This is a genomic window from Treponema phagedenis (genome assembly GCF_008153345.1).
Classification (GTDB): Bacteria; Spirochaetota; Spirochaetia; order Treponematales; family Treponemataceae; genus Treponema; species Treponema phagedenis.
Genome location: NZ_CP042818.1, coordinates 325,786 through 342,283, shown reverse-complemented (window position 1 = coordinate 342,283; position 16,498 = coordinate 325,786). Strand labels below are relative to the sequence as shown.

13 protein-coding genes are annotated in these 16,498 nt (G+C 39.6%); 5 read left to right on the top strand and 8 right to left on the bottom strand.

The window, feature by feature from the left end; genetic code table 11:
* Nucleotides 1–112: 112 nt before the first annotated feature.
* From hflK to FUT79_RS01500, 3 genes are all read left to right on the top strand, one after another.
* Nucleotides 113–1,045: an FtsH protease activity modulator HflK gene (gene hflK / locus FUT79_RS01510; RefSeq protein WP_024752931.1), complete on the top strand. Its 933-nt coding sequence runs from the start codon at nt 113–115 to the stop codon at nt 1,043–1,045.
* A 19-nt stretch (nt 1,046–1,064) separates the two neighbouring features.
* Nucleotides 1,065–2,078: a protease modulator HflC gene (hflC, locus tag FUT79_RS01505; protein WP_047170258.1), complete on the top strand. Its 1,014-nt coding sequence runs from the start codon at nt 1,065–1,067 to the stop codon at nt 2,076–2,078.
* Between the two features lie 64 nt (nt 2,079–2,142).
* Nucleotides 2,143–2,361 (top strand): cysteine peptidase family C39 domain-containing protein, encoded by a 219-nt coding sequence (locus FUT79_RS01500; RefSeq protein WP_002700763.1) that lies wholly within the window; start codon nt 2,143–2,145, stop codon nt 2,359–2,361.
* 370 nt (nt 2,362–2,731) lie between these two features.
* Here FUT79_RS01500 and FUT79_RS01490 read toward each other — a convergent pair whose 3' ends face one another.
* On the bottom strand, nt 2,732–3,349 hold the full coding sequence (locus tag FUT79_RS01490; protein WP_024752929.1) for a hypothetical protein: 618 nt from the start codon (nt 3,347–3,349) through the stop codon (nt 2,732–2,734).
* 331 nt (nt 3,350–3,680) lie between these two features.
* Between FUT79_RS01490 and FUT79_RS01485 the strand changes: the two genes are divergently transcribed.
* The gene (locus FUT79_RS01485) at nt 3,681–5,345 is read left to right on the top strand and encodes an alkaline phosphatase (RefSeq protein ID WP_044634993.1); all 1,665 of its coding nucleotides are present in this window, start codon (nt 3,681–3,683) and stop codon (nt 5,343–5,345) included.
* Nucleotides 5,346–5,677: 332 nt separating this feature from the next.
* Here the strand turns inward: FUT79_RS01485 and FUT79_RS01480 are convergent, their stop codons facing one another.
* From FUT79_RS01480 to FUT79_RS01450, 7 genes are read right to left on the bottom strand one after another with little or no spacing between them, the layout of a single operon-like run.
* Nucleotides 5,678–6,751, bottom strand: coding sequence for a hypothetical protein (locus FUT79_RS01480; RefSeq protein ID WP_024752927.1), 1,074 nt, complete (start codon nt 6,749–6,751; stop codon nt 5,678–5,680).
* A complete protein-coding gene (locus FUT79_RS01475; RefSeq protein ID WP_044634994.1) occupies nt 6,738–7,778 on the bottom strand; it encodes a hypothetical protein in 1,041 nt (346 codons plus the stop codon). The genes FUT79_RS01480 and FUT79_RS01475 overlap by 14 nt, the downstream gene beginning before the upstream one ends.
* 29 nt (nt 7,779–7,807) lie before the next feature.
* Nucleotides 7,808–8,536, bottom strand: coding sequence for a hypothetical protein (locus FUT79_RS01470; protein WP_002700756.1), 729 nt, complete (start codon nt 8,534–8,536; stop codon nt 7,808–7,810).
* 1 nt (nt 8,537) lies between these two features.
* Nucleotides 8,538–9,749: an ABC transporter permease gene (locus tag FUT79_RS01465; RefSeq protein WP_024752925.1), complete on the bottom strand. Its 1,212-nt coding sequence runs from the start codon at nt 9,747–9,749 to the stop codon at nt 8,538–8,540.
* Between the two features lie 2 nt (nt 9,750–9,751).
* Nucleotides 9,752–10,441 (bottom strand): ABC transporter ATP-binding protein, encoded by a 690-nt coding sequence (locus FUT79_RS01460; protein ID WP_002700754.1) that lies wholly within the window; start codon nt 10,439–10,441, stop codon nt 9,752–9,754.
* 26 nt (nt 10,442–10,467) lie between these two features.
* Nucleotides 10,468–11,316 carry a hypothetical protein gene (locus tag FUT79_RS01455; protein ID WP_148879922.1) on the bottom strand — a complete coding sequence of 283 codons (849 nt, stop codon included), beginning with the start codon at nt 11,314–11,316 and terminating at the stop codon, nt 10,468–10,470.
* Entirely contained in the window at nt 11,309–12,061 is a 753-nt protein-coding gene (locus FUT79_RS01450; protein WP_024752923.1) for a tetratricopeptide repeat protein, read from the bottom strand. Before FUT79_RS01450 ends, FUT79_RS01455 begins: the two co-directional genes overlap by 8 nt.
* Nucleotides 12,062–12,920: 859 nt before the next feature.
* Between FUT79_RS01450 and FUT79_RS01445 the strand changes: the two genes are divergently transcribed.
* Nucleotides 12,921–16,043, top strand: a complete 3,123-nt coding sequence (locus FUT79_RS01445) for an alpha-mannosidase (RefSeq protein ID WP_148889205.1) — start codon at nt 12,921–12,923, stop codon at nt 16,041–16,043.
* Nucleotides 16,044–16,498 lie beyond the last annotated feature (455 nt).

The window sequence follows — 16,498 nt, the reverse complement described above, 5'->3', positions numbered from 1 at the left end:
GCTCTTTACTCTTTTTAATAAAATATGGTATCGTACGTGTATTGGTCAGAGGGATGCGAGTGCGGGGTTTGCCTGCCCGATAAAGCCTGCAATTTTTTTTACCGGAGAGTCTATGAAAAAGAAAACACGTCCGCTTGCCGTCATCATTGTGGTTGCGGCGGCCTTTTTGATTTATAAAGCTTTTGTGATTATTCCGACTACCGATAGCGGTGTGGTTACACGATTGGGAAAGTATAACCGCACGCTTCAACCGGGGTTGTATTTTGTTATTCCTTATATTGACTATGTCTATAAAGTCCCTGTTACAACGGTACAAAAGGAAGAGTTCGGCTTTAGAACTGTTCAAAGTGCAAACAGAAGTCAGTATCAAAACGATATTATCCATGAATCGCTGATGCTCACCGGAGATTTGAATATCGTGCTTGTTGAATGGGTTGTGCAGTATCGTATTGTTGACCCGAAGGCCTGGCTTTTTAAGGTTGAGTCTGTGGAGCGTAATAAAACTATCCGCGATATTTCAAAATCGGTGGTAAATAGTTTGATCGGCGATCGGGCGATCCTTGATATCATGGGGCCGGCGCGGGCAAATATTCAAGAGCTTGCAAAGGATATGCTGAATGAGCAATATAAGCGAATCGGGTTAGGCATTTCCGTAACGTCCATGCAGTTGCAAAATGTTATTCCGCCCGAAGAAGTGCAGCAAGCTTTTCAGGATGTGAATATTGCCATTCAGGATATGAACCGCCTGATTAATGAGGGGAAAGAAGCTTACAATAAAGAAATTCCGAAGGCGCGCGGCGATGCCGATAAGCTTATTCAGGAAGCGATGGGGTATGCTTCGGAGCGGGTAAATAAGGCAAGCGGCGATGTTGCGCGCTTTAATGCGGTGTATGCGGAGTATGTCAAAGCTCCCGATGTTACACGGCGCAGATTGTATTTAGAAACATTAGACTCGATTTTTGAAAATACGGATAATGTTTTGGTCATTGATAAAAATATAAAAAACTTTTTACCTTTGAAAGATTTGCAAAAAGGTAAAAATTGATACAAAGGCGGTAACAAGAATGGGAAAGATAAAAATAAATGAAATGGATCCGAAGGCACAGGAGAAAATTAAAAAGGTTGTAAATACGATTTTAATTCTTGTAGCGGTTTTTTTAGTTTTTATATTTGCTAAGCCTTTTTATATTTTACAGGAAGGCGAAACCTCGATTGTAACGCAGTTCGGAGAGATCGTAAAAACAGAAACAAGTGCGGGGCTTCATTTTAAAACACCGTTTATACATACAATACATAAATATACTTCAAAACTTTTGCGAATAGACGGCGATCCGCAAAAAATTCTTACCAAGGAAAAACAGTTTATCGAAGTGGATACCACAAGCCGCTGGAAAATTGCAGATATTAAAAAATTTTATCAATCACTTGTAACGTACGAAGTTGCGTATTCTCGGGTTTCTGATATTATCGATTCTTCAGTGCGCGATATTATTACGATAAACAGTTTGGATGATGTGGTGCGAAACTCAAATGTTATAAACGAAACCAATCATAAAGAGCAATTTGATATTGATTCCAACGAGGTAAATCTTGATGAGCTTCCTACTGAAAAGATTTTATATCCGACTATTCATAAAGGGCGCGATGTGCTTGCGAAAGAAATTCTGCAAAGGGCAAATGCCGAACTGAATGATTTCGGAATTGAGGTTGTTGATGTTATTTTTAAGGGTATAAAGTATTCCGACGAGTTGCAAACTTCCGTATTTAACCGAATGATCAAAGATCGTAACCAAATTGCCCAAATGTTTCGCTCAATGGGTGAAGGCAAAAAAGCCGAATGGCTTGGAAAGTTGGATAACGAAAAACGCAGCATACTTTCCAAAGCTTACAAAGAGTCGGAAATTCTGAAAGGTGAGGCTGATGCAAAGGCCACCGCAATTTATGCGCAAGCTTACGGAAAATCGCCCGAGTTTTACAGCTTTTGGAAAAGCCTTGAAGTGTATAAAAAGAATCTGGTAAACACCGAAAAAATTCTTTCCACCGACATGGAGTATTTTCAGTATTTATATAAGCATTGAAAATTCAGAGCGCTAATCTCTTTTTAAAGCGTTTCGGTTAAAATTAATAAAAGCATATCGCCGCTTGACAAAAATAACGCTTTTTTTGCGCTTTTCTTTTTTACATGAACAGGCGGATGATGAATCCTGCGGGCTTTCGGTGGTTTCATCAATTCTTGACCTGTATCTGAATGTCAAAACAAATGAAACTGAATTAATTGATTTACTCCGTGTTGACTTACAGGAAGAAAAGCAGGTAACGATGGATCAAATGATTCAAGTGTTTGAAAACTACTATGTGTAAAAAGAGCTCGACACGGCGCAAAGGCGAACCCTTGGAATTTCTACCTTTGGTTCGCCTACGAGTTTTACCTGCTTACGCTGGAGTATCAGGCAAAACATCGTTTGGAATTGAGCAACGGTGAGCAATTTACCATAGGAATATGGAATCACCCCAACGCACTGATTTTTAGTATTCTTGATTAAATCAGTACTGCGAGTTTTAAAGCTTTGCAAATTACCTTGCTTTAAACCATCGCTTAACTTTGTTCTTCTTACGCAGAACAAACCATTAAAAAAAATCCCGCTCTCTTGAACAAAGAGGCGGGATTGTGCAATGCAGGCACCTTCAAAAATCGATTAAAATATGGAAAGTGCCTTAGATGTTATTAGCACTATTTTATTAGTCCTTCTACTATCGTATAGGTTACTTTTGCTTTTTCTTCTGCGCTTACAGAAATAGCAGTCTCACTTCCAGTTACTTTGATGAACGGAATTTTATCAAAAATAATTGTGCCTTTCGTCTTATCAATTTTTCCTTTATATACGGTTTTTCCGTCTAATGCTTTTGCCATTTTTCTAAATAATTCAGCCTGAAGATTCATGTCATCTTTAGACACCTTATTAAGCATGGCCATCATATCCGTGTCCTTGTTCTTTTCAGCATCTGCTTTTAAAGCCTTAAGCAGCGCGCTTCCCTTCAGGTTTTTCATCTGTTTTTGCGCAGCAGTAAAATCAATTGTGATATCGTCCCCTGTTACGGTATATGTTGCGCTAAGCGATTCCGGCATTGTGTCATACATAGCCAGAGCAACTAAGTTTCCTTCTTTAGAAAATTGAAAAGTAAGAGGGTAGCTATCGCCGATTTCAGCTGTAAATGCACTTTTGCCTTTTAAATAATCGTCGGCAGCTCCTGTTGCCTTAATCGGTTTGATAGCCGTGTTACAGCCGGCAAACACAAAGGCGGTGAGGATTATTGCTAATGCAATTTTCGAAACATGTTTTTTGTTCATTTTTGCTCCTTCTTGCAAGTTCTCTGCTTGCAAATAAAAATTAGATTAACAAGTCTGCGCAAGTAAAATCGCTTGCGCAACTTGTTTTTAAGACTGTATACTTTGCCGGCAAAACACATAAAATAAAACCGGCAAGCACGCAAATCCTCACCTATTGTACCCCCCCCCGAAAAGTCAAGCTGTTTTTCTCTTTTTTTTGCACTTTTTAAATAATTTTTTTTTAAAATTAACAGATCGGTAACACTTATTTAATAATCCGCAGTTATACTTCGGCTGTAAATATTCTAAAAGGGATTGCAAAATCCCTTTTAGAAAAAAATTAGGAGGCTTTATGAAAAAGTTTTCAGTATTAGTTATTATGATGCTTGCCTTTATGATTTTTGTACCGGGCATCATTTTTTCAATCGGCGCGGGAGAAACGCAATCAAGCGGAGCGCAATCCGGCAAGTCTTCGACCGGGGAAACGTCAACTGTGCAAAACGTTATTTTAATGATCCCCGACGGAATGAGCATTGAAAGTTATACCTTTGCGCGATGGTTTTCGCCTGAGTGGAAATTTACCCTCGATGAAATTTTAACCGGCTCGGTTAGAATTAACAACTCGAATGTCCCGCAAGCGGACTCAGCCCCTGCGGCGACAGCTATGTCAACAGGATATAAATCCGAAGCTCCGTATATCGGCTGCTATCCTTCGGTTGCGGGGATGGCAGGCGCAAAAGAGTTTGATCCCAAAAAAGCGGATACTCCGCTTGCAACGGTGCTTGAAGCGGCATACAGGTCGGGGCGCTCCACAGGGGTTGTCTCTACGTCAAATGTAAACCATGCAACACCCGCAGCTTTTGCATCTCATTTTCCGAGTAGAAAAGCATACGATACACTCATTGAGCAAATGGTTTATCAAAATATTTCCGTTGTGCTCGGTGCGGGAAGCGTTTATCTCGATGCTAAAACCAGAAAGGACGGGCAGGATTTAATCGCCGAATTAAAAAGACTTGGTTACAATTATGTAACCGACAGAAAAGGAATGATGAGTTCAAGCTCGGATAAACTATGGGGAATGTTTGCTCCAAAAGCGATGAACTACGATATCGACAGGGACCCGAATGTCGAGCCTTCTCTTGCCGAGATGACTAAAAAGGCTATTGAAGTGCTGTCTAAAAATAAAACCGGATTTTTCCTCATTGTTGAAGGTTCGGAGATTGACTGGGCGGGGCATGCGAACGATCCGGTCGGTATGGCAACGGATATTTTGGCATACGACAAAGCTGTAAAAGTCGCCCTTGATTTTGCAAAAAAGAACAAAAACACGGTTGTAATTTCCGCAGCCGATCATGGCACGGGCGGTATTACAATGGGAAACTATAAAACGAGCGGCACATACACAAAGGAACCGCTTGAGCTTTACACAAAGCTTATTAAAAATGCTAAAAAAACAAGTTTCGGAGCGGGGCTTGAACTCAACAAAGAGCGCAGCAATATTAAGGAAGTTATGGCAAGGAATTTCGGCATAACAGACCTTACCGCCGAAGAAATTAAAACGATAAAGGATATTGAAGATACGCAGCAAGGCATAGGCTGGGTTATTTCAGGACGTTCCGGAATCGGGTGGACTACACTCGGTCATGTCGGAGGTGATATTGGGCTATACTTCTATTGCGGAAATCCCGCTGTGAGAAAACTGCAGGGCACAATCTTCAATCACCAAATCGGCGAATACATCGCGGAAGTGCTCGGCGTGAACCTCAATGATCTTACCAAAAAGCTCTTTATTGAAGCAAAGCCCGCCCTTGAGAAAAAAGGCGCAAAAGTCGAGTGGGTAGAAACAGGCACCGATAAACACGAACTCATCGTAAAAAAAAGCGGCAAAACCTACCGCTTCCCAAAAAATAAAAACTACGTAATTGTTGATGAAAAACAAATTGTCTTTGACGGATTAACCGTCTTTAACTCAAAAACAGTATTCCTTCCTCAATCTGCAATAAACTTAGTTAAGTAAAAAAGTTTTGTAAGCTTGTAACTCGGAACTACTTCCGTTTTACAAGCTTGGGAAAGGGGCGCAGGCTTATTCGTTTTTACGCAAGTCTGCATTGTCAAATTGAGCCCGACACGGCGCAAGGGTGAGTAAACTTACCATAGGAAGCATGGAACCACCGCCGTCCGTGGCAAAATTATGTCTTGCGAGTTTCAAAACTTTGTACACTGTCTTGCTTTTAAAGGTCGTTTAAAATTATACTAATTAAGAGATACAAAATCCGGTAATCCATTATTGGTGATACTCCGATTAGTATAACAAACACGTTAATTACAAAACATTATATTTTTTAAGCACTAAGGTCTGTGTGATAAAGATGAAACAACGCCGAGAAAAAACACGGGGTTCATGTCTTGGTTTACGCCTGCTTGAAAGGTAAAGGGAACACTGTCAAACAAAGTATACCCGATTCCGCCTCCAAACTCAGCCAGAAAACGGCGTTTATTTTCTTTGGTGATTCCGAGCCCCAAATCCGCAAACACCGATAAGAAAAAGCCGATGTTTTGTGTTTTTATCCGAGCCGGATAATAGCGTATTTCGCTTTTGAAAAAATGAAGTTCGGTATATGTCGGTAGTTTTTTAAATGAATTACGCCGCGTAATACTTTCTTGTGTTTTTCCAATCTCATAATTATTTTTTGCATTTACGCCCTTAATCGGAATCTGATTGGTTTTAAACATTGAATACATAAGAGCAATGTCCGCATGATATACATAAAAGGTTCCTAAAACATTTGCGTTCAGTCGATAATCGACAAAAAAATCTTTCGGTATCCAGTCAATAAAAAAACCGGCGTTACCGGTGCTTTTAAAAAAGCCCGTATCTATAAGAAAAAAATCAAGATTCAATCCGGAAGATAATTCCGTTACCATCGTTTTTTTTGTTTCCGATTCTCCGCCGGGATTGGCAGCGGTAAGCTTGCGGAGTTTTCTTCCGGCATATACGGGAATACCGATTTTAACTTTGCCCACGCTAAACGTAAACGAGGTTGTTCCGCATGCCGCTTGTTCGCTTGCGGTTTTGTTCATTGTAAAAGGATAAATATTATATGCGGCATTTATATCCCAGCGGAAAAAATCTTTTTGTAAAATAAGCCCGCTTGAAACATCAATAACAGGACCGTCATCAATAAAAAAAGAAGTGCCGATATTCGGAAAAACACTGAAATTATTTTTTCGATAAAACCAACCGAGTTTTACTCCAAGCGGTAAGCCGGTATAATGAGGTCGCAATTCAAATTTAGAAATAATAATATCTTGCTCCGCCGCAGTTTTGCCGTTATTATTTTCGATGCTATTGTTGTTGTCCTGTGCATAAACGAGTCCGGCAAAAAATAAACATACCAATACAATAGCTTTATACTTTTTCATTAAACATAACTCCTATAGATACTATTCCGCCCTGTGTGTTTTTGTTCAACAAAAAATTTTTTGTTATATATTCCAGTTTAAAGTTTAAGTCTCCGATAAAAAATTTTGCGCCTGTTATTAAATTTAATTCTTTATTTTCCAATCCCGATATGCCTATGGAGAATCCCATATACTCGCCTAATTCCGCAATTTGAAAAAAGGCATATTTAAATCCGAGATTAAAATGGTATAAGCCTTCTGCGATTGATATGAATGAGCAATTCTTATACATAAACGTTTTTGAAAGACCTGCGAGCACTGCCCATTCACCGAGTTCCTTTTTGAGGACATTGACAGGAAGTTTTGCATTTACATACAGCTCAAAGCCTTTTGGTAAATTAAAAAATGTTTCAACCGCTGTTTTAAAAACAATAGATTTTTCCTGTTTGTATTTTTGTATAGTCGGTTCAAAAAGCCAATCGCTTTCAAGCCCGATAAGAACAACCGGATGAGAGTATACAATTTTTCCCCAGAGGTTATACCATGCGGGCGGCTGTAATAAATCAATGTTTTTTGTATCAACGGCGGCTCCCGCCGTAAAGGTAAATTGTTTGACAAAGGTTTCAAATTTAAGATGCCACAAAAGCAAGTTCTTGTTTTTTTTGTCAGGAATGTTGATAAAAAAGTTATTATCAATGCCGCCTTTACCAAAATACAGAAAATCTTTTCCTGCGGTAAAAGAAAAGTTTTCGGCAAAGGCGGAATAATTCAGCCGTCTGAAAAAGGGAAGCACTGTAGTATTTTTAAAAGAATTATCGTTAATAAAAACACCGGGCTGCAATACAAGACTTTGATTGGTAAAATTAAAATCAAGTGTGTAAAAAACGGAAGCATTCAATGCGGAAACAACATCCGGAATAAATTGAGCATCCGACTTTTCTAAAAAAACAAAACCGCTGTTAATCTCAAAGCCAATGTTTGAAGCAAAAACTTCTTGACGTAAAATTAAAAAAAAGAGAAAAATAACAAATCGAATGCTCTTTTTCATACACGCTGTTTTCCTTTTTTTCAAAATTTTTATTCCGTCAACGCACTCATTTTTTGAGTTAATTGTTTTATATTTGAAAGCGAAAATAATGATGACGGCACGGATACCGTTTTTACTTCTTCGGTAATCCATGAGCTAACCGAGTCTTTTTTAAAAAGCAAATTCTCTATATCGATTTTATAAAAACACGGAAATCCGTTTACCTTTCCCGGATAATAAGTAATTTTACGCAATTTATTTTTTTTAGAATCGCAAAAGATAAGCTCATAGGACTCCTCTATTTTTTTAAACAAAATAAAATGATATGTAGTCTTTTTTGTTTTGCGTTCAAGAATCAGCGTTTCGGATTCCTCTCCGCTCATTTGATAATCGTTACGAAAATCGGTTTTTAAAATATCTTGCACTTCAAACTCTTCAGCCTTATACGAACCGGAAATTTTAAGCGGCGTTTTCAGTTTTTTGTTAAATACCCAGTAGCCTTGACTTGAGCTAAAAAAATACTGTGTTCCGCTTTTTGATTGTATTTGAATGCATTGGCCCTGCTTGTGAAAAAGACAGTACACAGCAATAATATCCTTGTCTTCTTTTTCATTTTTAACTTTAACCTTTGTTAAAAGCGAGTTCTCGGATTCAACATAGATAGTATTCAATTTTAAAAAAGAATCGTAATCGGCGGTTATGTTTTCCGATATTGCAAAAGCTGCGCAAATGAAAAAACTAAAAAAGCCGATAGATATTTTATTGATATTTTTACTCATGTTACGCTCCGTTATAGTTTATAAGATTCATGCTGCTATACTTTTTCACCGTGTATATCGGATAAACAACCGCAATAAGGCAGGTTATAAAAATAAAAGATTGAGTTATAACTATTGCAGTTAAATCGATATAGAAATTTAAGGCATAGGCTTTGGTATAGCCGGGCGGTACCAACTCAATTTTTAAAGCTGTGGTGATTACGTTACCGAATTGTGATAACAAAACGCCGAGTGCTATTCCAAACAATGAAAGCATACAGGATTCAACAAGCAAAAGTAAAATAACAGATGATTTTTTTAAGCCGATTGCTTCCATTGTGCCGAACTCGCCTATACGCTCCATAAAACTTGCGGACAAACTTTGGGTGAGCGAAACAAAGATAAGCACGCAAAGGATAACGCTTACGACAGAAAACTGCACGGTATTTAATCCGGTAATTTTTTCCCACTCGGGATTTAATTGTTTCCAGTTTGCGGTTTCAAAATTGAGATTGTGTTTTATAAAAAACTCTTGTATGCCTTTTTCAACCTTTTCTAAATCTTTGTCATTTTTTAAAAAGAGGCGCAGATAATTTGCGCTGTCTTCCAATTCAAATAAATCCAAAACTGCTTTTCTGGAAGTGATTACCAGTCCCGAATCCGTTTGAAAATTGCCTGTTGCAAGATACCCGTTCACGTCAAAGGACGCAGTTGCAATATCTCCGGTAATAGTTGTTGTCATAATATTTACAAAGTTTTCCGTATTATCTAAATCCATTTCAAGTTCTTCAAACAAAAGCTCTCCCAACACAACCGCCCTGTCATCTGCAAAAACAGGAGTGCCTGCGGTAATGCCGACAGCGTGCGGTTTATCATAGGCAGCGCCCCAAAAAATACTTGAGTTTTTTTCTGTGCCGATTATGCCGTTAAACTCAAGCACTGCATCGATATCGGTTATTTCAGGCAGCTGTGCACAAAACTCACGCAATTGCAAAATATCTTTTGCAGTTAAAAGGTTGGCATCCTTTTGAAAAGTATCATGCGGTCCTTTTACCCTAATTTGAATGTTTCCGCTTTTTTGGATAAAGCCCAAAGCCATTCCTTGTTTGGAGTATTCTACATACCCTTGAAACAAAAGGATTGAAGCGGATGCAATGGCAATCAACAAAATTGAAAAGGTGTTTCTTTTTTTATTAAACGTAATATTGTCCCATGCGCTTTTAATCAAAAACATTTTCACTCTTCCTTATAAACAGCTTCCGTTAAACAGCCTTCTTCCATTTTGTAAACCTTATCCGCATAGTTTTTGATAATCGGGTCATGCGATACAAAAATACCGACACCGTTTTTCTTTTGGATATAACCGCGCAAATATTCGTATACTTGATGAGAGCGCTTTATATCAAGTGAAGAAGTTATTTCATCGGCAACAAGATATTTCGGAGCAGCAGATAATGCGCGCACAATCGAAACCCGCTGCCTCTCTCCGCCGGAAAGTTCATTCGGTTTTTTATGTACAAGCGATTGTAAATCAAAAAGTTCAAACAACGGAAACAAAATAGCCTGTATTTCTTTGCTTGATTTTTTTTGTATTTTAAGCGGCAAGGCGGCATTGTTATAAATGGTTTGAGACTTGATCAATTCAAAAAATTGAAAAATAAGCCCGCAGTTTTCCAGTCTAAATTGAGCCCGCGCATTTGCATTCATTGAAGTAATGGCTTTTCCGTTCCAGCTGACACTTCCCGAATCCGAATCATCGATGCCGGTAATAATGTTTAAAAAGGTTGACTTCCCCGCACCGGAATTTCCGTAAATCCAAACAAGATTTGCAGGTTCAACCTTAAAGTGAATGTGTTTATTCACTTCTATTTTTTTATTCTTTACTTTATAGCTTTTGCATACATCATCAACCGTCAACTCGTACATATAGCTTCCCTTTTAAAATCTATTCCTCACAAACTTAATATCCCTTTTTTATAATTTGCTCGAAGACGTTCCGTTAATATATATGAAGGAAAGAGTTCTTCCGCCTTCTGTAAATACTTCCAACCTTTTTTAGTATTATACTTTTTCATATAATACAGCGAATACACAATATACGCGTTTAATCTGTCTACCGCAGAAAGTTCTTCAATAAGCGCTTCATTTTCTTCAATAAAGCTGTTGGTGTTTGACGTTGTTTCTTGTGCGCTGAAAGTGTACCAGCATGCAAGTTTTACTTTTGCCTCATTGTTCTTAGAATCTTGCAGCAATACCTTGCGGTACAAAACAGGTAATTTAAAAACAACCTTTCTGTTTTCCGGCAGCCGTGCATATAAATAATCCGCAAATTTCAGACAAACAGAAGAATTAGGTTTGCAGCGCTTTAAAAATACATCAATTTGTTTTTCCATATTGTGTATTTTCGGAAAGCTCTGATTTATTGAGCCAAAAAGATATGCGGTAAAAACTATCTTTGCATACTCAAGATAGAGTGTTAATAATTGGTTTTCTTTTTCTATGTTTCGTTCTTTTCCTTTTAGGTTTTGTACTTTTGTAAGCTCTTGTTCAAGTTTTTCTAATCCGACAAACAAAGGCTCGGTATCGATTTTTCCTGTTTTATAAAATTCCGCAAATAATAATTCCGATTCTTCTATGGACGGCAGGTCTTTTAAACTACCTTCATTGATTGCAATCTCATCTGATTCAACAGAAATGCTTGTATTATTTTCAACTCCGCTATCAATTTGAGAAACAAGGGCTGTGCATACACAAAGACAAAATACGGTAAGCAAAAAACAAAACAAATACCGTTTATTCAAAAAACACTTTTCCATTTTTATTTATCTCTCGGATCAATTCGGTAAACGTTTCAGAGGGAAAAGCCGCATGTGCAGCTTGTAAATCCGCTTCCGTTTTTTCATGCTGTCCAAGTGCAAAATACACTTGCGAGCGAAAACAAAGAGCTAAAAATTTTTCATCCTCTTTTTTGGCATAGGAAACCGCTTTTGAAATTTCCGCTAAAGCCTTGTCATATCCGCCGCCGGCAATAGGAGGCGCAAAATAAAGCCAAAGCCCGTATGAAAGATGCCCTTGTGAAAATTTCTTGTCTTGTTTTAAGGCTTGCAGATACAATTCTTTGACATCGACTGCTTCGTTTATTTGAACAGTCCCCGAAAGATAGGCAATGCGCCGGCTTTTGACATCTGCCGTACTGACCAAAAACCATTTTCCCAAAGCGGAAAGTTTTTTACCTTCCATATATGATTCGTTTTTTTTGTTTTGCGTTTCGAAAAGAAGATACCGTTCCTTTTCAGCCTTCGTAATGTTTGCCAACTCCAAAATCAATAAATTAGAAATCGTAAGTTTTTCTTCTTCGCTTAATGTAAAATCTTTTTCTGCTTTTGCTTGAAAATCTTTTATTTTTTTTATTCTATCCGATTCAGGTAAATCATACAGTCCCATTTTAAGCTGCCCAAATTCATTGTAGATATCTTGGGCAAAACCCGTAGCTGTTAATAACAAAACTAAACATACCATAAAAGAAAATTTTTGCTTTAATTTCATTAGCTTCTCCTATTCTGTATTGCAACAGTTATTGTAGATGTATTCATCATACTGCAAGCTAATACCACTGTACAGTGACAAGCATCATTTTATAAAATGACATATGTCATTTTATTTTAAATCGTTATAATAAAAATTGAAAGTTATTTTTGCAAGAAGGATTGATAGAAAATACAACGAAAAGAGAGGAAGTGAATATAAAGATTTATTAAGTTGCGGTTATACCCGAGTCTTGGCTTTTTTACTTATTTGCTATAGTAGCCTTCGGGTAAAAATTTTCGTGCAATAAGACGTTCGGTTTCTAATTGTTTTGTTCCAAAGTATTTCATACTTTAAATATATCTTCTTGGGGTAAAAAAAACAATCCGCCAGTGAGTTCAGTTTCCAAGGCGACATTGTAGTTCTGAATTATTAAAACTGCCGCCTTTCGGTTCGGGTAGATGCGAAGCATAAGCGAATAAATTTTATAAGGCTTTAAAATTCGTAGCGCCTAGTGTAACGTTTTGTAATTAACTTCCTGTTATAAAAATTAGAGTATCAACAATAAGGGACTGCGGATTCAAGCATTCCTATGGTAAGTTGACTCACCGTTGCGCCGTGTCGAACTCTTTTTTATGAAAGTCCGATTTTAAAATTTTTTATCTGTATAATGCTATTTTTATCTCTAGGCAAAAACGGGTGGGTTTGCTACACTGCTTAACAGTGATTAAGGAGCAAACGATGATAGGCAAAACCGGAAACGGTGTTTGTCTGTGTTGGCGGATCAATTTCGCCCTGTATTTTGTGGCGAAACATCACGTATGAACAGTGCTTTTTCAGGCTAGCCTTGTAAAAGCACAAATTTTTTATAGGAGATGCTATGTACGAAACGCAACGAGCGGAGCGGATTCGCGATCAGCTGAAAAAGCTGACAGTATCCGATGAACAGAGGGTTAAAGAGTGGAAGCAGAAGGACGGTTTTTTTCTGAATCCGGAGGAAGCGCAGAAGGATAAGGGCGCATGGAAAAATTTTAATTCAGATAAAGACCGCTGGGGAAAAAAGGATTTACATGCTTGGTTTAGCACCGAGCTTGAAGTGCCAAAACTCAAAACCGGCGAGCGGGCAGTGCTTGAGGTGCGCACCGACAAAGACGGATGGGATGCTATCAATCCGCAGATGCTGGTGTTTATAAACGGTGCGGTTGCGCAGGGCTGCGATACAAATCATAGACGAGTGGTGTTGCCTTCTTCCGCAAAGGGGAAGATTAAGCTTGATATTCAGGCTTACGGACAGCGCGAGCCTGCCGATTTACAGCTGGCGGTTTCTCTTTTTATTGAAGACTTACGCATTTATAATTTATACTGTGATTTTCATACGGCGATTGAATCGGCAAAAACTCTGTCCGACTCCGAGTATAACGAAATTCTTTGGCATGATATTTTGACGCAGGCGGTAAATATGCTTGATTTACGGGAGCCGCTTTCCAAAGATTTTTATACGAGCGTTGAAAAAACAAGCGAGTATTTTAAAAAGACTTTGTATAAGGTTGAGCGCAGCAATGCCGGCAGAAAAAAGAATATTCGCGCCGCCTGTATCGGACATACGCATATTGATATTGCCTGGTGGTGGACGGTTGCGCAAACGCGGGAAAAGGCTATCCGCTCTTTTGCCACCGTGTTGAAGTTAATGGACGAGTATCCTGACTATTTGTTTATGTCGAGCCAGCCTTTTTTGTACGATGCGGTGAAAAAGCGGTATCCCGAAGTATTCGAGCGCATTAAAAAGCAGATTAAGAATAAACGGTGGGAACCCGAAGGCGGTATGTGGGTGGAAGCCGATTGTAATTTGCCGTCAGGCGAATCTTTTGTGCGCCAGTTTATCCACGGAAAGAAGTTTTTCAAAGAAGAGTTCGGCGTTGACAATAAGATTTTGTGGCTGCCGGATGTGTTCGGGTATTCAGCCTCACTGCCGCAGATCTGTAAAAAATGCGGTATCGATTATTTTATGACTACCAAAATAACATGGAGCCAAATCAATAAGTTGCCCTACGATACCTTTAATTGGAAGGGAATTGACGGCACCGAATTGTTTACGCATTTTGTTACCGGCATTGATTACGAGTCTCAAAAAGAGGGACACTTTACCACCTATAATGGTTTTCTCGATCCGTCAACGACGCGCGGTGCTTGGGAGCGGTATCAGCATAAAGATATAAATCAGGATGTGCTTATCTCGTATGGGCACGGAGACGGTGGCGGCGGCCCCACGCATGAGATGCTTGAGCACGGAAAACGGTTGGTAAATGACTTACCCGGCTTGCCGCAACTGCACCAAAGTTTTGTAGGAGAGTATTTTGACGATCTGTATAAGCGAGTGAAAAACAACAAAAAGCTGCCGCTTTGGGCGGGCGAGCTCTACCTTGAGTATCACCGCGGAACGTATACGTCAATGGCGCGAAATAAACGCGGAAACAGAAAAAGCGAGCACCTTTTGCAAAGCTTGGAGTTTTTTGCCTCGTGGGCAAAAACTTTGGGCGGCAGTTACCCGCAAACGGAAATTTACGATAATTGGACAACCGTGCTTACCAATCAATTCCATGACATTTTGCCCGGCTCTTCAATCAAAGAAGTTTACGATGTTACCAAAGAAGAGTATGAGCAAATCGAAAAAGATTGCACAGCGCTTTTGCAAACCGCTTTAGAATTTATTGCGGATAAAATCGGCGGCAAAGGTGTACGCGTTTTTAACACACTCTCGTTTGAACGCAATGATGTTATCGAAATTCCCGCAAAGCTCTTCAGCGCAAAACTTCCTTGCAACGAAGAGGGAGTTCCGCTTGTACACCAAAAAGCGGCAAACGGCAGTATCCTGATTCAGCCGAGCATTCCCGCACGCGGTTCCGTACTGATTACCGTCGGCGGTGAAAATACGGCAACCTCCGCAAAACAGGCAAATCCGTTTAAGATCACCGAAAAAGGAATCGAAACAAAACTGTATAATATTAAGCTTTCCAAAGAAGGACAGATTACCTCGTTTTATGACAGGAAAGGACATCGGGAAGTTTTGCCGCCTAAGGCACGGGCAAATGTGTTCAGGCTCTACGAAGACAAACCCATCGATTATGATAACTGGGATATAGAAATTTATTATCGTGAAAAATCTTGGGAGCTTAGCAATTGCACCAAAGCATTGTGGACGGAAAAAGGTCCGGTGCGCGCAACCTATCACGTTGAGTATGAGATTTCAAACTGTATTATCAAGCAGGATATTCACTTTTATGCGAACAGCCTTCGGGTTGATTTTGACACCTGGGTTGACTGGAAGATTCACCAGCACTTATTAAAGGTTGAATTCCCAGTTGATATAAATACGCTGACGGCAACCTGCGATATACAGTTCGGCAATGTGCAGCGTCCGGTGCATACCAACACGTCGTGGGATGTGGCGCGGTTTGAATTCTGTGCGCATAAATGGATTGACCTTTCCGAAGGAAATTACGGCGCAAGCTTGCTGAACGATTGCAAATACGGACATTCGGTGCATAAGGGCAAAATGGAGCTGACACTCATTAAATCGGGTATTCTTCCCAATCCCGACACGGACATTGAAGAGCACCGCTTTGTGTACTCCTTCTTCCCGCATACGGGACAGGTGCAAGCGGCAAAAACGCATGAGCAGGCCTACATGCTGAACATTCCCGCCTACATATGCAAAACCGACTCAGCGACGGGCAAAGCTTCGGCAAACTTTATCCCGATGAAGGCGGACGGCGTTATCTGCGAAACAACCAAGCTCTCCGAAAAAGGTGATTCCTTTGTGCTGCGCGCTTACGAATATAAAAACAGCCGCGGATCCCTGACCTTGAGCATTCCGAAAACATTCGGCAAAGCCTTTGAGGCGGACATGCTCGAAAAACCCGGCAAAGCAATCCCTATCCGCAACGATAAAATCAAACTGAGCTTCAAACCCTTTGAAGTAAAAACAATTTTATTAAAAAAATAAACGTCCGACAAAAAGCCTGCACACTCAAAACTCCTTGAGATGCAGGCTTTTTTCTAATCACCGCAAAACCTGATACAAATTAATTGTATAAAAAAGAGTCCGACACTACGGTTTGGTTTTGACGTCCATGTCAAAACCAAACCTGCGAGTTTTAAAGCTTTACAAATAGTCCTGCTTTAAAACGTCGCTGCTGCGTGGAACCACCGCCGTCCGTGGCGGTGCTGATTTTGACGTCCTTGTCAAAAAACTAAACCACGAGTTTTAAAAGCACTTGGAAAAAGTTTGTGCTTTTAAAACATCGTTTCTGCGTGGAACCACCGCCGTCCGTGGCGGTTCTGAGTTTTTGACGTCCATGTCAAAACCAAAACCTGCGAGTTTTAAAGCTGTACAAATAGTCCTGCTTTAAAACATCGCTGCTGCGTGGAACCACGGGTGTCCGTGCCCGTTCTGATTTT

Excerpts from the sequence above, each read along its gene's own strand:
- FUT79_RS01490 (WP_024752929.1), bottom strand. The coding sequence starts at position 3,349 with ATGAACAAAAAACATGTTTCGAAAATTGCATTAGCAATAATCCTCACC.
- hflK (WP_024752931.1), top strand. The coding sequence starts at position 113 with ATGAAAAAGAAAACACGTCCGCTTGCCGTCATCATTGTGGTTGCGGCG.
- FUT79_RS01445 (WP_148889205.1), top strand. The coding sequence starts at position 12,921 with ATGTACGAAACGCAACGAGCGGAGCGGATTCGCGATCAGCTGAAAAAG.
- FUT79_RS01475 (WP_044634994.1), bottom strand. The coding sequence starts at position 7,778 with ATGAAAAAGAGCATTCGATTTGTTATTTTTCTCTTTTTTTTAATTTTA.
- FUT79_RS01470 (WP_002700756.1), bottom strand. The coding sequence starts at position 8,536 with ATGAGTAAAAATATCAATAAAATATCTATCGGCTTTTTTAGTTTTTTC.
- FUT79_RS01465 (WP_024752925.1), bottom strand. The coding sequence starts at position 9,749 with ATGTTTTTGATTAAAAGCGCATGGGACAATATTACGTTTAATAAAAAA.
- FUT79_RS01450 (WP_024752923.1), bottom strand. The coding sequence starts at position 12,061 with ATGAAATTAAAGCAAAAATTTTCTTTTATGGTATGTTTAGTTTTGTTA.
- FUT79_RS01480 (WP_024752927.1), bottom strand. The coding sequence starts at position 6,751 with ATGAAAAAGTATAAAGCTATTGTATTGGTATGTTTATTTTTTGCCGGA.
- FUT79_RS01485 (WP_044634993.1), top strand. The coding sequence starts at position 3,681 with ATGAAAAAGTTTTCAGTATTAGTTATTATGATGCTTGCCTTTATGATT.
- hflC (WP_047170258.1), top strand. The coding sequence starts at position 1,065 with ATGGGAAAGATAAAAATAAATGAAATGGATCCGAAGGCACAGGAGAAA.
- FUT79_RS01460 (WP_002700754.1), bottom strand. The coding sequence starts at position 10,441 with ATGTACGAGTTGACGGTTGATGATGTATGCAAAAGCTATAAAGTAAAG.